Origin of the sequence: Helcococcus bovis (assembly GCF_046035835.1) — a bacterium.
GTDB classification, from domain to species: Bacteria; Bacillota; Clostridia; order Tissierellales; family Peptoniphilaceae; genus Helcococcus; species Helcococcus bovis.
Genome location: NZ_JBFNGB010000006.1, coordinates 55,227 through 75,872, shown reverse-complemented (window position 1 = coordinate 75,872; position 20,646 = coordinate 55,227). Strand labels below are relative to the sequence as shown.

Annotated in this window: 18 protein-coding genes and 1 pseudogene; 18 read left to right on the top strand and 1 reads right to left on the bottom strand. The window is 28.0% G+C overall.

Going from position 1 to position 20,646, the window contains the following annotated elements:
- Positions 1 to 71: 71 nt before the first annotated feature.
- The 6 genes from ftsE to uvrA all read left to right on the top strand — a co-directional run bounded on the left by ftsE (position 72) and on the right by uvrA (position 9,194).
- A complete protein-coding gene (ftsE, locus tag ABGF48_RS03150; protein ID WP_408104890.1) occupies positions 72 to 755 on the top strand; it encodes a cell division ATP-binding protein FtsE in 684 nt (227 codons plus the stop codon).
- Positions 742 to 1,668, top strand: a complete 927-nt coding sequence (gene ftsX, locus ABGF48_RS03145; RefSeq protein WP_408104889.1) for a permease-like cell division protein FtsX — start codon at positions 742 to 744, stop codon at positions 1,666 to 1,668. The genes ftsE and ftsX overlap by 14 nt, the downstream gene beginning before the upstream one ends.
- Entirely contained in the window at positions 1,658 to 3,031 is a 1,374-nt protein-coding gene (locus ABGF48_RS03140) for a murein hydrolase activator EnvC family protein (protein WP_408104888.1), read from the top strand. The genes ftsX and ABGF48_RS03140 overlap by 11 nt, the downstream gene beginning before the upstream one ends.
- Positions 3,032 to 3,133: 102 nt before the next feature.
- Entirely contained in the window at positions 3,134 to 4,357 is a 1,224-nt protein-coding gene (locus tag ABGF48_RS03135) for a S41 family peptidase (RefSeq protein WP_408104887.1), read from the top strand.
- A 14-nt stretch (positions 4,358 to 4,371) separates the two neighbouring features.
- Positions 4,372 to 6,348: an excinuclease ABC subunit UvrB gene (gene uvrB, locus ABGF48_RS03130; protein WP_408104886.1), complete on the top strand. Its 1,977-nt coding sequence runs from the start codon at positions 4,372 to 4,374 to the stop codon at positions 6,346 to 6,348.
- An 8-nt stretch (positions 6,349 to 6,356) separates the two neighbouring features.
- A complete protein-coding gene (gene uvrA / locus ABGF48_RS03125) occupies positions 6,357 to 9,194 on the top strand; it encodes an excinuclease ABC subunit UvrA (RefSeq protein ID WP_408104885.1) in 2,838 nt (945 codons plus the stop codon).
- 176 nt (positions 9,195 to 9,370) lie between these two features.
- On the opposite strand, the pseudogene ABGF48_RS03120 reads toward uvrA, so the two are convergent.
- Positions 9,371 to 9,970, bottom strand: a pseudogene (locus ABGF48_RS03120) (IS256 family transposase).
- A gap of 382 nt (positions 9,971 to 10,352) precedes the next feature.
- On the opposite strand from ABGF48_RS03120, the gene ABGF48_RS03115 reads away from it, so the two are divergent.
- The 12 genes from ABGF48_RS03115 to rpoB all read left to right on the top strand — a co-directional run bounded on the left by ABGF48_RS03115 (position 10,353) and on the right by rpoB (position 20,644).
- The gene (locus ABGF48_RS03115) at positions 10,353 to 10,586 is read left to right on the top strand and encodes a hypothetical protein (RefSeq protein WP_408104884.1); all 234 of its coding nucleotides are present in this window, start codon (positions 10,353 to 10,355) and stop codon (positions 10,584 to 10,586) included.
- 184 nt (positions 10,587 to 10,770) lie between these two features.
- Positions 10,771 to 10,923, top strand: a complete 153-nt coding sequence (locus ABGF48_RS03110) for a hypothetical protein (protein ID WP_408104883.1) — start codon at positions 10,771 to 10,773, stop codon at positions 10,921 to 10,923.
- Positions 10,924 to 11,064: 141 nt separating this feature from the next.
- Positions 11,065 to 12,024 carry a metal ABC transporter solute-binding protein, Zn/Mn family gene (locus ABGF48_RS03105; RefSeq protein ID WP_408104882.1) on the top strand — a complete coding sequence of 320 codons (960 nt, stop codon included), beginning with the start codon at positions 11,065 to 11,067 and terminating at the stop codon, positions 12,022 to 12,024.
- A 249-nt stretch (positions 12,025 to 12,273) separates the two neighbouring features.
- A complete protein-coding gene (locus ABGF48_RS03100; RefSeq protein ID WP_408104881.1) occupies positions 12,274 to 12,495 on the top strand; it encodes a metal ABC transporter solute-binding protein, Zn/Mn family in 222 nt (73 codons plus the stop codon).
- A complete protein-coding gene (locus ABGF48_RS03095) occupies positions 12,476 to 12,622 on the top strand; it encodes a hypothetical protein (protein WP_408104880.1) in 147 nt (48 codons plus the stop codon). Before ABGF48_RS03100 ends, ABGF48_RS03095 begins: the two co-directional genes overlap by 20 nt.
- Before the next feature lie 115 nt (positions 12,623 to 12,737).
- A complete protein-coding gene (locus ABGF48_RS03090) occupies positions 12,738 to 12,923 on the top strand; it encodes a metal ABC transporter solute-binding protein, Zn/Mn family (RefSeq protein WP_408104898.1) in 186 nt (61 codons plus the stop codon).
- A gap of 148 nt (positions 12,924 to 13,071) precedes the next feature.
- Positions 13,072 to 13,782: a metal ABC transporter ATP-binding protein gene (locus ABGF48_RS03085; RefSeq protein WP_408104879.1), complete on the top strand. Its 711-nt coding sequence runs from the start codon at positions 13,072 to 13,074 to the stop codon at positions 13,780 to 13,782.
- Between the two features lies 1 nt (position 13,783).
- Complete coding sequence (locus ABGF48_RS03080) at positions 13,784 to 14,638, top strand: metal ABC transporter permease (protein ID WP_408104878.1); 855 nt, start codon at positions 13,784 to 13,786, stop codon at positions 14,636 to 14,638.
- A 1-nt stretch (position 14,639) separates the two neighbouring features.
- Positions 14,640 to 15,473: a metal ABC transporter permease gene (locus tag ABGF48_RS03075; RefSeq protein ID WP_408104877.1), complete on the top strand. Its 834-nt coding sequence runs from the start codon at positions 14,640 to 14,642 to the stop codon at positions 15,471 to 15,473.
- A gap of 21 nt (positions 15,474 to 15,494) precedes the next feature.
- Positions 15,495 to 16,136: a metal-dependent transcriptional regulator gene (locus tag ABGF48_RS03070; protein WP_408104876.1), complete on the top strand. Its 642-nt coding sequence runs from the start codon at positions 15,495 to 15,497 to the stop codon at positions 16,134 to 16,136.
- 9 nt (positions 16,137 to 16,145) lie between these two features.
- Positions 16,146 to 16,778 carry an SGNH/GDSL hydrolase family protein gene (locus ABGF48_RS03065; RefSeq protein ID WP_408104875.1) on the top strand — a complete coding sequence of 211 codons (633 nt, stop codon included), beginning with the start codon at positions 16,146 to 16,148 and terminating at the stop codon, positions 16,776 to 16,778.
- Between the two features lie 224 nt (positions 16,779 to 17,002).
- Positions 17,003 to 20,644, top strand: a complete 3,642-nt coding sequence (gene rpoB / locus ABGF48_RS03060; RefSeq protein ID WP_408104874.1) for a DNA-directed RNA polymerase subunit beta — start codon at positions 17,003 to 17,005, stop codon at positions 20,642 to 20,644.
- Positions 20,645 to 20,646 lie beyond the last annotated feature (2 nt).

The window sequence follows — 20,646 nt, the reverse complement described above, 5'->3', positions numbered from 1 at the left end:
TTGTAACTTAAGTTGAAATTTTTAACCTTTTTGTAACTTTTTATGATATAATATTTTGCAGGAAGGTATTTATGATTAAATTTGAAAATGTTAATAAAAAATATTCTGATAAAATTGTAGCTATAAATAATGTTTCATTTGAAATTCAAAATGGTGAGTTTGTATTTATTACAGGTGCAAGTGGAGCAGGAAAATCTACAATTACTCGTTTATTATTAAAAGAAATAGATCCAGATAGTGGAAGATTATATTTAATGGGAGATGATATTACTAAAGTTTCTAGAAGAATGATACCTAAAGTAAGAACAACTATAGGTGTAGTTTTTCAAGATTTTAGATTATTACCAAATAGAACTGTTTATGAAAATATAGAATTTGTTTTAGATGTTAAAGGTTTATCTAGAAAAAGTAAAAGAGAAAAAATAGATGAAGTTTTAGATATTGTACATTTAAAACATAGAAAAAAATCATATCCTAATGAATTATCTGGTGGTGAAAAGCAAAGATTATCAATTGCAAGAGCGTTATCAATAGAACCAAAAATAATTCTTGCGGATGAACCTACAGGTAACTTGGATCCTAATACTGCTTGGGAAATTATGGATTGTTTTGAAGATGTAAATAAAAAAGGTACAACAGTTATTATCAATACACATTCAAAAGAAATAGTTGACAAAATGCAAAAAAGAGTAATTTCCTTGTCAAATGGAAGTATTGTAAGAGATTCCGTGGGAGGTTATGATGAAAGTATTTAGAAAATTTATTAACACACTAAAAGAAGGAATAAAGGGAATTTGGAAACATAAAAACTTAGGTTTAGTTTCTATAACTTCTACATTTTCCACATTATTTGTTATTGGAATAATAATTATTATTACTGTAAGTATCAATAATGTTGCTCTTCAAGTACAAGGAAAAGTAAATGATGTTGAAATTTTTATTAAAAAAGATGCAACTGAAGTTCAAATTGCAGAACTAAAACATAAAATTGAAGGTTCTCCTATAAATAAAACTGTAGAATTTAGATCTTCTAAAGAAGCTTTAGATATAATGAAAAAAAGTTGGGGCGATAATTCTAAATTACTTGATAATATGGATTTAGAAAAAGTTTTACCATCATCATTTATAGTTAAATTAGAAGATATTTCTCAAGCGAAAGAATTTGCAAAATCTTTAGACGGAGATCAAAGTATTGAAGAAATAAATTATTATAAAGATTTAGTTGATAAAGTTTATAAAGTGTCTAATTATGTGAAAATATTTGGTGCTGTACTAGTTGTGGTATTGATGATAGTTTCATTATTCATAATTTCTAACACTATAAAATTAACAGTAGTATCAAGAATTAATGAAATTGCAATAATGAAAAATGTTGGTGCTACAAATAATTATATAAGGATACCTTTTATAATAGAAGGTATATTTTATAGTTTGATAGCTTCAATATTATCATTTTTAGCGGTATACTTTTTATATAAATTTATATATGTAAACTTTGGTGCTAGATTAGAAAGTAATTTCACAATTTTGAGTTTAATTGATCCAGAATTGTTGAAGATTAGTCTTTTCCAAATTATTAATTCACTAGGATTGGGAATAGGTGTTATTGGATCTATTTTCTCAATTAGAAGATACTTAATTAATAGAGAGGTAAAATATGTCAAGTAGAAAAAAATATATAAAATTAGCAGCCTATATTTTATCTGCGATTTTATTATTTGGTAATACAAATTTAAATTATGCTTCAAGTTTAAATCAAAAACTAAATGATACCAAAAACTCATTAAATCAAATTGATTATGATATTGATGCTAGAAATTATAAAATTGATACCTATCAAGGAGAAATTGATCAAAATAATGATGTAAAAAAATCAATAAATGAAGAGTTATCAAAATTACAAAAAGAAAAAGCTTCTCTTGAAGATCAAATTGGCTTTTTGAATGGTGAAATTCAAAAAACACTTAATAAAATTTATGATAATGAAGCTCAGATTATAGATACTACAGCAAAAATATCTAAAAATGAAAAAGAAGTAGACGAAGTAAAGAAAAAAATATTAAAAAATACAGAGTTATTGAAAGAAAGATTAGTAATTATGTATAAAATGGGAGATGCGCAAAAAGTTGAAGTTTTATTGTCATCTCAAAATTTCAATGATTTTTTATCAAGAAATAAAATGATGACAACCATTACTAAAAATGATAAGAATTTAATTGAAACTTTAAAATCTGATAAAGAAAAATTAGATAAATTGCTAAATGAATTAAATGGACAAAAAAAAGTTTTAGAAATTACTAAACAAAATCTTGAAAAAGAAAAATTTGATTTAGATGCTCAAAAATCAATAAAAGACAAATTGTTAGCTGATGTAAAATCTAAAGAAGGTGAAAAATCTAAAAAAATTGAAGAATTAGATAAATATATAAGTGATTATGAAGCTAAAATAAGTGAAAAACTTTCTGAAAAAAGAAGCTTACAAGATAAAAAGCAATCATTGGAAAGTGAAATAGCTGATTTGGAAAGAAAGATTGAAGAAGAAGCGGAAACAGCTAGATTAGAAGCGCTTAGAAGAAAAAAAGCAGAATTAGATGATATAAATTCTTCAAGTCCTAATTATGGAAATGGACAATTAGCATGGCCGTCAGATGCGAAATATATTTCAAGTTATTTTGGATGGAGATCAGGATTTACATTACAAGATGGATCTTGGTATTCTGGAGGATTCCATTCAGGTGTTGATTTAGCTGGACCATTGGGAACAAATATTTATGCAGCAGAAGATGGAGTTGTTACATATGCTGGCTGGAATGATTATGGATATGGAAATCTTATAATAATAGATCATGGAAATGGTATGACGACAAGATATGCGCATTTAAGTAGCATTCCTGTTTCTGTTGGGCAACGTGTATCTAGAGGGCAATATATAGCACCTATGGGTACTACAGGATATTCAACAGGTTCACATTTACATTTTGAAGTAAGAATAAATGGACAAGCACAAAATCCTTTAGCATATATTAATTAAAATTATTAGGTACTATTGCAAGATGACGTAAAGTTATTTTGTAATGGTATCTTTTATTTTTTTTAATATGTAATATAATTATATATATGATTCGGAGGTAATATGAATAAGAAAGCTAAAATCTTAATATATGCATGTATTATTGTTTTGACATCTTTAGTAAGTTTTAATTTTGGTCTAAGAAGTTCATACAATAGTTTAAGCAATAATACTACAACAAATGAAAAAAAAGAAAGTAAAACATTAAATTTTGATAGAGTTAATAAAAATATATCATCACTTGTAGATTTAATTGATAAAAGATATTTACATGATTTTAAATATGAAGATATTGAGGAAGGAATTTATAAGGGAATTTTGGAATCCCTTAATGATAAATACTCTGAATTTTTTAATGAAAAAGAATATAAAGAATTAATGGACCATAATTCTGGAGAATTTTCTGGAGTAGGAATACAAGTTGGAGTTTCAGATGATGGATACATCGAAGTAATTGCTCCAATAAAAGGATCACCAGCTGATATTTCTGGTATTAAGGCTGGAGATAAAATTTCTAAGATAAACGGAAATGTATTTTTAGGTAAAGATTTAGATAAAGCAGTAAAAGTTATGAGAGGGAAAGTTGGAGAAACTGTTGTTATAACTGTAAAACGTAATATAGATGGTAAAGAACAGGATGTAGATATAAAAGTTACAAGAGCAGTAATAAATCTTGATTCAGTTTATCCTAAAATGTTAGAAAATAATATTGGATATATTTTAGTAACAAATTTTCAAGAAAAAACAGATGAAGATTTTGAAAAAGCTGTAAAGGAATTAAAGGATAAAGGTGCTACAAAACTTATTTTAGATTTAAGAAATAATCCTGGTGGTCTTTTAGATTCAACATTAAACATTGCTAATATGTTAATGAATAAAGGTGTATTAATTACGGCAAGAGATAAAAATGGAAATGTTGAAAAGTATGAAACTCAAGATGGAACATTGACTGATATTCCAATGGTAACATTAATTAATAAGGGTTCTGCATCAGCATCTGAAGTAATGTCTGGAGCATTACAAGATAGAAAGAGAAGTATATTAGTTGGAGAAAATTCATATGGTAAAGGTGTAATCCAACAAATTTTTCCATTTAATGTAGAAACAAAACAGGAAGGACTAAAAATTACTATTGCAGAATTTTTTACACCAAATGGACACAAAATTCATGAAAAGGGGATAAAACCTGATTATGAAGTAAAAATTCCAGAAAATGTTAAGAAAATAGGAGTTGATAACTTAGAAAATGATACACAATTACAAAAAGCAATAGAATTATTAAAATAAAGAAAAGAGATAAAATGACGAAATTTCATTTAAAATCAAAATTTAAGCCTATGGGAGATCAACCAAATGCTATAAAAACTTTGGTTGAAGGTTTGAATAATGGAGATAAATTTCAAACATTAAAAGGAGTAACCGGATCAGGTAAAACTTTTACAATGGCTAATATAATACAAGAAGTTAATAGACCAACATTGGTATTAGCGCATAATAAAACTTTGGCATATCAATTATTTCAAGAATTTAAGGAATTTTTTCCTGAAGATTCTGTTGAATACTTTGTTTCATATTATGATTATTATCAACCAGAAGCGTATGTATTTGCAACGGATACATATATTGCTAAGGATTCATCAATTAATGATGAAATTGATAAAATGCGACATTCAGCCACAGCAGCTTTATATGAAAATAGAAATGTAATAATTGTTGCATCAGTTTCTTGTATATATGGTTTGGGAGATCCTATAGATTATGAAAAGATGACAGTATCATTAAGACCTGGAATGGAAATAGAGAGAGATGATGTATTGAAAAAATTAATCAATATACAATTTATGAGAAATGATATTGATTTTTCTAGAGGTACATTCAGAGTTAGAGGAGATATAGTTGATATATTTCCAGCTAATGCTACTGAAAATATTTACAGAATAGAATTTTTTGGAGACGAAATTGATAGAATTTCAGAAATAAACTATTTAACTGGAGAAATAATTAAACATTTAAATCATATAATGATTTTCCCTGCCTCACATTATGCTACATCTAGGGATAAGATAAATTTAGCTGTAAAGAGTATCGGTGAAGAATTACAAGAAAGATTAAAATGGTTTAATGATCATAATAAATTATTGGAAGCTCAAAGATTAGAACAAAGAACTACTTATGATATAGAAATGCTTACAGAAGTAGGATTTGTTTCGGGTATAGAAAATTATTCTAGACATTTAAGTCAAAGAGAACCAGGATCTAGACCATTTACTTTATTGGATTATTTCCCAGAAGACTGGCTTTTGATGGTAGATGAGTCTCACGTTACACTACCACAAGTTAGAGGAATGTATGAAGGCGATAGATCGAGAAAGCAAAATTTAGTTGATTATGGATTTAGGTTGCCATCAGCATTAGATAATAGACCACTTAAATTTAATGAATTTGAAAGTCTTGTAAATCAAGCTATATTTGTTTCGGCTACACCTGGAGATTATGAAAAAAATCATCAGACATTGGAGGTTGAACAAATAATTAGGCCAACTGGTTTATTAGATCCTGTTGTTGAAGTGAGACCGACAGAAAATCAAATAGATGATTTATTTACAGAAATAGCAGAAAATACAAAAAATGGTTTTAGAACTTTAGTAACTACTTTAACAAAGAGAATGGCTGAAGATTTAACAGATTTTATGAAAGATCATGGAGTTAAAGTAACATATTTACATTCTGATGTAGACACAATAGAAAGAGTTGAAATACTAAGAGATTTGAGACTTGGCAAATATGACGTTTTAGTTGGTATTAACTTATTGAGAGAAGGATTAGATTTACCAGAAGTTTCATTAATTGCAATTATGGATGCAGATAAAGAAGGATTTTTAAGATCCGAAACATCTTTAATTCAAACAATAGGTAGAGCTGCAAGAAATGAAAATGGTAGAGTAATTATGTACGGTGATTCTATCACGAAATCAATGTATAAAGCTATATCAGAAACCAATAGAAGAAGACAAATTCAACAAGAATATAACGAAAAACACAATATTAATCCAAAATCTATTATTAAAAGTATTACAGATATTGTTACGGTTTCAATGGCTGCAGAAGAAGAAAAAGAATATAATGTAAAACCGAAATCGGTTTCTACAGAACAAATGCATGAAATTATAGTAAATCTTGAAAAAGAAATGATTTCTGCAGCTGAAGTTTTAGATTTTGAAAAAGCAGCAAGTTTAAGAGATCAAATAAAAAAATTAAAGAAAGAATATGGAATTTAGGTGATTAAATGAGTTTAGAAAAAATAACAATAAAAGATGCAAGAATAAATAACTTAAATCACATAGATTTAGAATTGCCTAGAGATAAGATGATTGTATTTACTGGGCTTTCAGGTTCTGGAAAATCATCTTTAGCATTTGATACAATTTATGCAGAAGGACAAAGAAGATATGTAGAATCTCTTTCTTCGTATGCAAGACAGTTTTTAGGACAAATGGATAAGCCTGAAGTTGAATCGATTGAAGGGCTATCGCCAGCTATTTCCATTGATCAGAAAACAACAAATAGAAATCCACGTTCTACCGTAGGTACAGTTACTGAAATTTATGATTATTTAAGATTATTATATGCAAAAGTTGGAATACCACACTGTCCTGTTTGTGGAAAAGAAATAAAGGCGATGTCTATAGATCAAATGGTTGATAGAGTTATGGAATTAGAAGAAAGAGATAAAATTTTAATTTTGTCGCCAGTTATTGTCGCAAAAAAAGGTGAGCATAAAAAAATAATTGAAAACATAAAAAAACAAGGATTCACAAGAATAAGAGTTGATGAAAATGTAGTAGATTTATCAGCTGATGAAATTAATCTTGAAAAAAATAAAAAGCATGACATTGAAATTGTAGTCGATAGACTTGTTATTAAAGAAGGAATTGAATCTAGATTATCAGGATCACTTGAAACTGCATTAGAATTATCAGATGGAAGAGTTTTAATTGAAGTAATAGGAAAAAAGATATTTGTAATGTCCTCATCATTATCCTGTCCAGATGGACACATGTCGTTAGGAGAAATATCACCACGTCTATTTTCTTTTAATGCTCCTTTTGGAGCTTGCGACGCCTGTGACGGATTAGGATATCATAAAGTTATTGACCCTGATTTAGTTTTACCAAATTATAATGAAACCATAAATGAAGGGGCGATAAAACCATTCGCAACGGCAAAAAAAGGTACATTCTATTATGAAATATTTAAGGAATTAGCAAAACTTAATAATTTTGATATGGATACACCTCTATCAAAAGCTCCTAAAAAATTTATAGATGAAATTTTATATGGATCAGATAAAAAATTAAAAATAAATTTTGCCTCACATTTCAGAGATAGTGGAAAAGATTCAAAGATTGTAATGTGGGAAGGTGTTATTGAAAATTTAACTAGACGTCAAAGTCAAACTTTTTCTGATGCAATGAAAAATAAAATTGAAGAATTTATGTCTGAAAATGAGTGTGAAGTTTGTCATGGAAACAAGTTAAAGCCAGAAGTTTTGTCTATAACCATAAATGATAAATCTATAATTGAAGTCACAGATTTATCTATTAGGGATGCATATAAATTTATAGATAATGTAAAATTTGGAAAATCAGATAGCATTATAGCTGAACCAATAATTAAAGAAATAAAGGCAAGATTAAATTTCTTAAATGAAGTTGGGCTTGATTATCTTACAATTTCTAGACAGGCTGGTACTTTATCTGGTGGAGAATCGCAAAGAATTAGACTTGCTACACAAATTGGAGCTGGTTTAGTTGGAGTGGTTTATGTTTTAGATGAACCAAGTATAGGATTACATCAAAGAGATAATGAGAAATTGTTGAAATCATTGAGAAATTTAACAAACTTAGGAAATACACTAATTGTAGTAGAACACGATGAAGATACTATGAAGGAATCTGATTTGATCGTAGATATTGGACCTGGGGCTGGTGTTCATGGTGGAAATGTAGTGGCTAAAGGAACATATAAACAAATACTTAAAGATAAAAATTCTATTACTGGTCAATATCTTTCAAGAAAGAAATTTATTCCTGTACCATCTGAAAGAAGAAAACCATCAGGATTTATTGAAATCAAAGGGGCAAGACAAAATAATTTAAAAAATATAGATGTTAAGATTCCATTAGGAGTCATGACATTAATTACGGGAGTTTCTGGTTCTGGTAAATCTTCATTGATTAATCAAATTTTCTATAATGGACTTATGAAAAAATTACATGGTTCAAGGCTAATTGTTGGAGATCATGATGATATAATTGGTTCCGAACAAATTGATAAAATTATACAAATCGACCAAAGTCCTATAGGAAGAACACCACGTTCAAATCCCGTGACATATACAAAGACATTTGACAATATTAGAGATGTTTTTGCAATGACAAACGAAGCAAAAATGAGAGGATATGATAAAGGTAGATTTTCATTTAATGTTAAAGGTGGTCGTTGTGAAAATTGTGATGGAGATGGTGTGATTAAAGTTGAAATGCACTTCTTACCTGATGTTTACGTACCTTGTGAGGTTTGTGGTGGAAAAAGATATAATAGGGAAACTCTTCAAGTTAAGTATAAAGATAAAGATATTTCTGATGTATTGAATATGACTGTTGAAGAAGGGTTAGAATTTTTTAAAAATCATGAACCAATTAAAAGAAAACTACAAACACTAAATGATGTTGGTTTATCATATATAAAACTTGGACAACCTTCAACTCAACTTTCGGGTGGGGAAGCTCAAAGAATTAAATTATCTAGTGAGTTGGCTAAACGTTCAACAGGAAATACATTATATGTTTTAGATGAACCTACTACAGGACTTCACACTGCTGATATTCACAAGTTAACTAATGTGTTAAATGAATTAGTTGAAGCTGGAAATTCAGTTGTTGTAATCGAACATAATTTGGATGTTATAAAAACTGCAGATTATGTAATTGATTTGGGACCAGAAGGTGGAGATGGTGGAGGTACTATAGTTGCAGAAGGTACTCCTGAAGAAATAGTAAAAGTAAAAGAGTCATATACTGGTAAATTTTTGAAACCTTATTTGGAAGAAAAAAATAATTAAAAAGTATTGAATTATATTTTTTAATATGTTAATATATTTCAAGAAAAAAATTAGGAAAAATAATATGCTAAAAAAATCAATTTTAACAATGGATAAATTAAAGAAAAAAGAGGTTATGTAAATAATTTTGTGTATCAGTTTATTACTGATTAAGATATATTGATATTTTTGAAAAATTAATTCTGATCAGATATTTTATTTTTCAATTTGATTGTTACATAAAATTTTAAATTTATCAAATTTAATTTTCCTAATTTTAGGTATACAAAACCAAAGACACAGTCAAGTTTGAATTTTCGGCGAAGCGAACCCTTGACTTTGCCTTTGGTTTTGTTTATTTTTAACATTGCATAATCATTTGTAAATATTGCTTTATTTTTAGTTACTTTTCTTATCTTTCTATTAAAATTTTCTATTGAGTTTGTTGTATATATTAATCTTCTTATATCTTGCGGATACTTAAAATATGTTAAAAGTTTAGCCCAATTATTCTTCCAACTTTCTACACATCCATGATATTTCTTTGCTCATTTTTCTTCAAAGTTTTCCAAATTTTGTAATGCTGTTTTCTCATTTTTTGCTTGGGATACCATTTTTAAGTCTTTCATTAAGTCTTTTAAATCTTTATATGATACAAATTTTGTTGAATTTCTTATTTGATGAATTATACATTTTTGTATTTCTGTTTTTGGAAATACTGCTTCTATTGCTTGACTTATTCTTGGTAGATTATCACTTGATATTATTAAAATATCTTCCAAACCTCTATCTTTCATTTGATTTAGAACCATTAGCCAATATTTAGATGTTTCATTTTCTTGTATTTATTGAAAGTGGTGTTTGTCCATATTCATAATTCAAATACTCATCAAGTTCTGCTTTTAACATGCTTTTAATTGTTTCTCTTAGCAAGTCTTTTAATGCTTTTTGTATATCTTGTGCAGTTTTTATATCATATGACTCTATTAATTGTTTTGCTAATCTACTTTATGCTGTTTTTGGTCTTTTTCTTCCCATAAAAAAATCCTCCTGATTAAGTTTATATTACCTTAATCAGAAAGATTTTCATACACAAAATTTGTTACAGTCTCTGCAAAGGTAAATGTAATTCCTTATTCATGTATAACAATTTTATCTAAAGGTGAAAAACTTGTAGATATGGAAACACTAAATAAAAAATATGGAATTAGATATTTTACAGATGATGGATTTGGAGTTGATGATGAAAATATGATGAGATCAGCTATGGTAAATGCTAAGAAAATAAATGTAATTATAGCTGCCCATACTGAAGATATGAGCTATAGAAAACCAAACTCAAGTGTACATGAAGGTCAAAATTCTATAAAACATGGTTGGATTGGAATTCCTTCAGAAACAGAATTTAATTAAATAGAAAGAAATCAAAGATCATGGTGATACAGGAATATTTTTAGGAGATAAACTTGACAGAAAAATGAAAGTTTTGATAATAGAAGATGTAACTAAATCAGGAAAATCAATATAAGAAACATTTTCAATAATTACTCAAAATGAAAATGTAGAAGTTGTAGGATTAATTATTTCGTTAAATAGAATGGAGCATGGAAAGTCAAAAGATAAGAATGCATTAGAAGAAATATCAGAAAAGTATAAAATTAAAACTTGTTCAATTGTTTCAATGGATGAAGTTACTCAATCTTTAAAAGAAAACACTGATATAATTGATGAAAATATAAATGAATCATAAAAAAAATATTATAAAGAATATGGTGTAAATACTGAAAAATAAATAAAAAACACATTAATTTGGTCCGCTTAAAAAAATACTTTACATTTTATAATTAAAGTGTTAATATATCCATATAGAAAAAAAATAAAGGAGATTATTATGAAAAAAAGTAAACATATATTATTTTCAATGATATTATTACTAAGTTTAGTGATGGTAGGTTGCCAAGTGGCAAAACCAAAAGAAACAAAAATGGAAAAAGGGAAAGATGTTAAAACATCTGAAAAGAAAACTGTAACAGTTACTACATCATTTTTACAAGATATGGTAAATGTTTTAGTGGGAGATAAAGTTAATACAGAGCTTGTAATTCCTGCTGGTGAGGATCCACATCTATACGTAGCTAAACCAGAAGATTTAGGTAAAATTCAAAAAGCGGATTTACTATTATATCATGGATTACATTTTGAAGGTAAAATGGTAGAAGTTCTTGAAAAGAAGGGTGTAGCAGTAAGTAAAGATTTTGATAAATCAAAAATCAATCAAATGGAAGAAGATGGAAAAATGCAAATTGATCCACATTTCTGGTTTGATTTAGGTTTATATAAGGATGCATTTACAGTTGCTAAAGATTCTTTAGTAAAATTATTACCTGATGAAAAAGAAAATTTAGAAAAAAATTATAAAGAATACATATCAAAATTAGATGAATTAGATAAAGAAAATAAAGAAAAATTAGGACAAATTCCTGCAGAAAGTAGATATTTAATTACTCCACATGATGCTTTCCAATATTTTTCAAAAGCATACAAAATTGAAGTAATGGCACCACAAGGGGTAAGTACTGATTCAGAAGTAGCAAATAAAGAAATAGAAGATACTGCAAAATTCATCGCTGATCATAAAATAAAGGCAATATTTGCTGAAAGTACAACAAACCCTGAAAGAATGAAAAAATTACAAGATGTTGTAAAATCAAAAGGATTTGACGTCAAGGTTGTAAGTGGAGAAAATAATGAATTATTTTCTGACTCATTGGCACCAAAAGGTGAAAAAGGCGATAATTTCTTAGATATGTACAGACATAATGTTGAATTAATTGTGAAAAATTTAAAATAGTCATATATATGGGCTAAGAAATTCTTTTATGATTTTTTAGCCTTCTCCCTATAAAATTTAATAAAAAAATAATCCCGACAAAAACACTATGGTATACTATTTATATTACATATTTAAGGAGTACTTATGAAGAATAAACTAGTTTGTTTAGTTTTGTTGGGATTATTTTTATTTACAGCATGTTCAAATGGTAATTAGAATAAAAATAATAAAAAAGTTTTGACAGTTACAACTTCATTTATGGAGGAAATGGTTAGTAATTTAATTTCTAAAGATGATATTTACATTAATGCTATAATACCGGCAGGAGAAGATGCACATGTTTATGTTGCTAAACCAGATGATTTAATCAAGATACAAAAAAATGATTTACTTTTATATCATGGATTAAATTTTGAAAGTAAAATGTTAGAATTTTTAACTGATAAGGGAAAATCTATAACTAAAAATTTTGATAAAAAAGACATATAAATTATCAAATGAAGGACATATAGAAGTTGATCCTCATTTTTGGTTTAATATTGAACTTTACAAAACTGCATTTAAGGAATTTAAAAATTATTTGATAGAGTTGATTCCTGAAAAAAAGGTAGTATAAAAAAATATAGTGAATATATTATCAAATTAGACAAATTAAATGAATATGTTGTAAATAGATTAAATGAAATTCTAAAAGAAAGAAGATATCTGATTAAACCACATGATGCTTTTGGATTTTTTCAAAAGTTTACGGTATAGAGGTTAAATCTCCGCAAGGGGTAAATACTGGGACAGAAATCTCAAATAAGGATATAGAAGAGACAGAAAAATTTATATTTGATAATAAGATTAAAGAGATATTTGTTGAAAGAACAAATAATCCAGATAAAATGAAAAATAAAAGAAATTGTAAAATCTAAAGGATTTGATGTTACAATAGTAAGTGGAAAAGATAAGAACTATATTCTGATGCTCTAGCGCCTAATGGTGAAAGAGGGGATACATTTTTAGAAATGTATAAGAGTAATATTGATTTAATTGTAGATAATTTAAAATGATGAGGGGAAAATGACAGAAAATATTATAAAGGTGGAAAATTTAACGACATCATACATTGATAAAGTTGCAATAAATAATATTAATTTATCAATACCAAAAGGGGTAAGATGTGCTATTGTTGGGCCGAATGGAGCAGGAAAATCAACGTTGTTAAAGTCCATACTAGGTTTAGTTAAATATGATAGAGGAAATGTAGAGGTATTTAACAAGCCTATAAAAGAAGTAAGTAAAAATATTGCATATGTACCACAAAAAGGATCTGTAAATTGGGATTTTCCAATTTTAGTTTTTGATGTAGTGCTTATGGGAAGATATGCTTATATTCCTATTGGAAAGAGACCGTCAAAGAAAGATAAAGAAATTGCTATGAAATCTTTAGAAATTATGAATATGATAGAGTTTAAAAATAGACAGATTTCAGAACTTTCAGGTGGACAAAAGCAAAGAGTCTTCTTGGCTCGTGCTCTATGTCAAGAGGTTGAATTATACATGTTAGATGAGCCATTTACAGGAATAGATATAACAACCGAGAAATTAATTGCAGATAAGTTTTTTGAATTACAAAACGCAGGAAAAACAGTTATAGCAGTTCATCACAATTTAAATACTGTTAAGGATTATTTCGATTATATAGTTGTGTTAAATGAAGAAGTTATATATAGTGGTAAGATTGATGATCCAGGATTGGATAAAAAACTAGAAATCGCATTTAGGGGTTAAAATGGAAATATTAAAAACATATTCATTCCAAATTGTAGCATTAGGTACTATAATTTTAGCTATAGTATCAAGCTTTGTTGGGAGTATAAATGTTTATAAAGGACAAAGTTTAATAGGTGATGCAATGGGACATTCAACTTTTTCAGGAATAGTACTTTCGTTCATCTTATTTTCTACTAGAAATCCTGTTTATTTATTGGGTGGAGCCATGATATCCAGTGCAATTTCATATTATTTAATTCAATTTGGTAAAAAACATTCTAAAATTGGATTGGATGCAAATATGGCGATATTTTTATCTGGTTTTTTTGGATTAGGAATGGTATTAAAATCATATATTCAAGGAAATAAAGCTTTTTCTGGAGTATCTCAGGCTGGGCTTGAAAATTATATTTTTGGACAAGCAGCATATTTGCTAGAAGAAGATGTGAAATTAATTTTAATAGCAGCGATAATTTGTATTTGTATTATTTTATTCTTTATGAAAGAATATAAGGTTTATTTATTTGACAAAGAGTATGCAAAATTAATTAGAATTAATACAAGTTTAATAGATTATTTAACTTTATTTATGACCATTCTAGTTATTGGTGTTGGAATAAAAGCTGTAGGGGCGATTTTGATTAGTTCATTTTTAATTATTCCAACTGTTTCGGCAAGTCAATGGACAAATAAATTTTCTATTTTGATTTTAATCAGCTCTATTTTTGGAGCTATTTCAGCATTTGTTGGAAGTTACATTTCAACAGTTTTTACAGGATTTTCAACAGGACCATCAATAATATTGATATCAGGTATTATATTTTCTATTTCATTTATATTTGGTAGAAATGGCATAAGAAGAAAGGTGGCTTAAAATGATAGATGCATTATTGGTTTTGATTTTTACAGCTATTTCATGCAGTTTACTTGGTGTTTTTATGGTGTTAAGAAAATTATCCATGGTAACTGACGCTATAAGTCATACTGTTTTATTAGGTATAGTATTAGTCTTCTTTTTTGTGAATGACTTAAGATCCCCACTTTTAATTATTGGGGCTACAGTTATCGGAGTGTTAACTGTTATTTTAATTGAATCATTGGGAAATTTAAAAACAATAAAATATGAAGATAGTATAGGTGTTATTTATCCAGTTTTATTTTCTATAGCAGTAATTTTAATAAGCAAATATTTTAGAGGTGTACATTTAGATACAGATATTGTTTTAGTTGGAGAAGTAATTTTTTCAAGCTTAGAACATGTTGAAATATTAGGATTAAGCATTTCAAAGAGTGTTTTACAATCAGGATTAACATCAATAATAGTTGTTTTGTATATTACTTTTTTATTTAAGGAATTAAAAGCTACAACATTTGATAAAGATTTTTCTAAGTTAATAGGAATAAATACATTATTTATTTTCTATTCCTTAATGACTATGAGTTCTTTTGTATCTGTTATTTCTTTTGAAGCTGTAGGAGGAATGCTTGTAATTTCATTCTTTATTGCACCTGCTGCCTCTGCATTGATTATTACTAAAGATTTAAAATATACTCTACTGTATACAGCGATCATAGCTACAATAAATTGTATAATAGGATATTTATTATCGATTACTTTAAATACATCAATGCCAGGAATGTGTGCATTTGTTAATATGCTTACATATATTTTATTTTTGATATATAATAAATATAGGAATGAAAAATAAGAAAATATAGAGAGGGTTTAAATGGAAGTAAATTCACAGAGAGAAGATTATTTAACTACGATTTTTAAGTTAAATAGAACAGGTGGAGGTGCTACAAATAAGTCTATAAGTGAATGGCTTGATGTTAGTCCAGCATCTGTTACGGAAATGATAAAAAAATTAAGAGTTGATGGATTAGTAATAGACTCAAAAAAAATAGAATTGACTGATGCAGGAGAAAAAATTGCAAAAGATATTCTATCAAAACATAGATTATGGGAAACATTTTTACAAACTATTTTAGACTTAGATTGGAAAGATGTACATGAACACGCTAAAAAATTACAATCAGTTACTGATGATATATTATTTAATAGATTAAATAAATTTTTAGGATTCCCGGATTATTGTCCTCATGGCTCTATAATTTATTTAAATAGTGAAGAATCAAATCATGATTTAATTCAACTATCAAAAGCAGAACCAAATACAGAATATAGAATTAGAAGAATAAGAGATAATAGAGATTTATTAAACTATGCAGAAAAATTAGGATTGAAGATAGGTGATAAAATTTTTGTAGAAGAATTTGATGCTTTTGATGATACTGTAGTTGTTAATATTTCAGGAAATACCGTTAGAATTTCACCTAAGGCAAGTGTAGATATTTATTTGAAAAAATAGGAGATAAATTTGAAAAAAATTACTTTAATAGGAGACAGTATTACTGAATATAATTACAGAGCTGCAAAAAATTGGGCTATGTGGTTAGAAGAAAGTTGTGATTATGAAATTCAAAATTTAGGTATAAGTGGGACGGGATTTTATGTTACAAGCCCATATATACAAAGAATTTCAAAAATAGATGAAGATACAGACATAATAGGAGTAGCAATATCATTTAATGATTTGAATCATGAAATTACATTACCAACTGGATCATATAAAGATAAAAGTGAAAATACATTATGTGGCTGTGCAAATATTTTTTTTGAAGAATTAATAAATAAATTTCCTAATACTCCAATTATTGTATATTCTCAAGGACCTTGGGAAAAATATAGATGTGGAGTAAAAGAAAGTGATGAATATTTAGAAAATATCTCTAAAATATGTTCAAATTATGGATTACCATTTTATCCAGAATTATATACAAAAGGTTCAGTTTTAAGACCATGGATAGAAGAAAATAGAAAAAAATATTTTACTTCCGATAATTATGATTTGGGAGATTATGGAGTAGTAGATAATATTCATCCAAATTCATTAGGACATAAGGTTATTTATAAGTATTTAAAATCTTTATTTGAAATAAATATTTCATAATATTGGTTTGATCATCTAATATTATGAAATATTTTCATTTGTTAAAAAAAGTTAATCTTTTAAATAAAAAAGATTGACTTTTTTGTTTTTAAATGGTACATTTATTAAATACTAATATAAAAAATGATAATGGGCTTTTAGGCTAATTTTTCATTTTTAAAAGGTATTTGATACTATTAAAACGGCCAAAATCCGCAAAATATACTTAATGAGAGGTGGCATATATGAATAATCATACAACAGTGTATGGTAGAAGAAAAAGAGAAAATTTTTCTAGAATTCCAGAAACATTGCAATTACCTAATTTGTTAGATATTCAAAAAGGTAGTTATGAGTGGTTTTTAAAACATGGATTAAAAGAAGTGTTTGAAGATATATCTCCAATTGTAGACCATTCAGGAAATATACATTTACAATTTTTAGATTATCATTTTGATGAAAAACCAAAATATTCAGAACAAGAGTCTAAACATAGAGATGCAAACTATGCTAAAAAGATGAAAGTTAATGTTCGTCTTATAATTTTAGAAGATGGTAAAACTAAAGAAATTAAAGAAGAAGAAGTTTTAATGATGGATGACTTTCCACTAATGACAGAAAATGGGACATTTATTATTAACGGAGCAGAAAGAGTTGTTGTATCTCAATTAGTTAGATCACCAGGGGTATATTATAGTGAAGATTTTGATAAAAATGGTAAAAAAACAATATCTTCAACAATTATTCCTAATAGAGGAGCATGGATTGAGTATGATACAGATGCGTATGGAGCATTGACAATTAGAATAGATAGAACAAGAAAACTGCCTGCAACTACATTTATTAGAGCTTTAATCTTAGATAATGATGATGAGATAAAAGAAATTTTTGGAGAATCAAAGGTTTTAGGTGAAACTTTAGAAAAGGAAGTTTCAAGATCTAAAGAAGAAGCTTTAATTGAAATTTATAAAAAATTAAAGCCGGGAGATCCAGCATCGGTTGAAGCTGCAAGCTCTTTATTGCATAATTTATTCTTTGATACAAGAAGATATGATTTGTCAAAAGCTGGTAGATACACATTTAATAAGAAATTAGCTATCAGAAGTAGAATTAGAGAAAAATACGCTGCGAAAGATATAGTTGATGAATATGGAGAAATATTAGTTTCTAAAGGGGAATTTATCTCTTTAGAAAAGGCAATTGAAATCGAAAATGCTGGTATTAATTCAGTAGATGTAAGAATAGCTGAAGATAGTCCAGAAATTGTTAGAGTTGTTGGAAATCATTATGTAGATATAAATCAGTTTGAAGAAATAAAAGATATTGATTTATCAGAATTAAGATTATCAGAAAAAGTATTTTATCCAGAAATGAAAAAAATAATTGAATCATTTACCGATGAAATGACTGATAAACAAAAAGTAAAATTAATAGCAGACAATAAAGAATTAATTTCATCAAATACAATTACAATGGAAGATATAATTGCAAGTTTTTCATACCAATTAAACCTATATCAAGGAGTTGGTAAAATTGATGATATTGATCACTTAGGAAATAGAAGAGTTAGATCTGTTGGTGAATTATTACAAAATCAATTTAGAATTGGGCTTTCAAGAATGGAAAGAGTAATAAGAGAAAGAATGACAACATCTGATCCTAATATGTTAACACCTAAAGGGTTGCTAAATAATAGACCTGTTTCAGCTGCTATTAAAGAATTCTTTGGTTCATCACAATTATCACAATTTATGGATCAAACAAATCCAATTTCAGAATTAACACATAAAAGAAGATTGTCAGCTTTAGGACCTGGTGGTTTGTCCAGAGATAGAGCCGGATACGAGGTTCGTGACGTTCATACTTCTCACTATGGTAGAGTATGTCCAATTGAAACACCTGAAGGTCCAAATATCGGGTTAATTACATCTTTAACAACATACGGAAGAATTAATGATTATGGATTTATTGAAACACCATATAGAAAAGTTGAAAAGGGTACAGGTAGAGTTACATCTGAAATTCACTATTTAACAGCAGATGAAGAAGATATCTACATCAAAGCACAAGCTAATGAACCATTAGATGAAAATGGTGTGTTTATAAATGAAAGAGTTTCTTCAAGAGGGATAAATGCTGTTAACGACGTATATCCAAAAGAAGATATAGATTATATGGACGTTTCTCCACAACAAATAGTTTCCGTAGGGGCATCATTGATTCCTTTCTTAGAAAACGACGATGCTACTCGTGCACTGATGGGTGCGAACATGCAAAGACAAGCTGTTCCATTGTTAAAATCTGAAGCACCAATTATAGCAACAGGTATTGAATATAGAACAGCTAAAGATTCAGGAGTTGTAATTGTTGCTAAAAATGCAGGTACAGTTAAATATGTTGGGGATGAAAGAATTCAAATAGAAAAAGATGTTCCAGATGAAAATGGAAAATATGATGAATATACAGTATTGAAATTTAAGAGAGCTAACCAAGGTACAACATTCAATCAAAGACCAATAGTTAAAGCTGGTCAACATGTTGAAGCTGGAGAAATTATTTCTGACGGACCATCAACTGACATGGGTGAATTAGCATTAGGTAAAAATATTTTAATAGCATTTATGACATGGGAAGGTTATAACTATGAAGATGCTATGTTATTAAATGAAAAATTAGTTATTGATGATGTTTTGACATCAGTTCATATTGAAGAACATACAGCAGAAGCAAGAGAAACTAAATTAGGACCTGAAGATATTACAAGAGATATACCAAGTATCGGTGATGACATGAGAAAAGATTTAGATGAAAATGGTATTATCAGAATTGGTGCGGAAGTACAAGCAGGTGATATCTTAGTAGGAAAAGTAACACCAAAAGGGGAAACTGAATTATCTCCTGAAGAAAGATTATTAAGAGCAATCTTTGGTGAAAAAGCAAGAGAAGTTAGAGATACTTCTTTAAGAGTTCCACATGGGGAAGCTGGAGTTGTTGTAGATATTAAAAAATATTCAAGAGATAATGGAGATGAATTAGCTCCAGGAATAAATGAAGTAATAAGAGTATATATTGCAACTAAGAGAAAAATTTCTGTTGGTGATAAGATGTGTGGTCGTCACGGAAATAAAGGGGTTGTATCAAGAATACTACCAATAGAAGATATGCCATTCTTACCAAATGGAGATCCAGTACAAATTGTTTTAAATCCACTAGGGGTACCATCACGTATGAATATTGGACAAGTACTAGAAGTTCACTTAGGCATGGCTGCTAAAAAATTAGGTTGGCACGTAGCTACTCCAGTATTTGACGGGGCATCTGATAAAGATATTGAAGAAGCTCTTGAAGCTGCAGGATATAGTAAAACAGGTAAAATTCAACTTAGAGATGGTAGAACAGGTGAACCATTTGCAAATAATGTTACAGTAGGTTACATGTATATGTTGAAACTTCACCATTTAGTTGATGAAAAAATACACGCTAGATCAACAGGACCATATTCATTAGTTACACAACAACCTTTAGGTGGTAAAGCACAGTTTGGTGGACAAAGATTTGGTGAAATGGAAGTTTGGGCATTAGAAGCATACGGTGCAGCACATACATTACAAGAAATGCTAACTGTAAAATCTGATGATATAATCGGAAGAGTTAAGACATATGAAGCTATTGTAAAGGGTGAAAATATTCCTGAACCAGGTACACCTGAATCATTCAAAGTTTTAACTAAAGAATTACAATCATTAGCGTTAAATGTAAAATTATTAGATGAAAAGGGCGAAGAAATTATTTTAGCTGAAAATACAGAAGAAAATGATGACTATCGTCAAATCGAAAGAATGGTTGAAGAAAAAGACGAATATCCAGAACAATCATTTATAAATTAAGA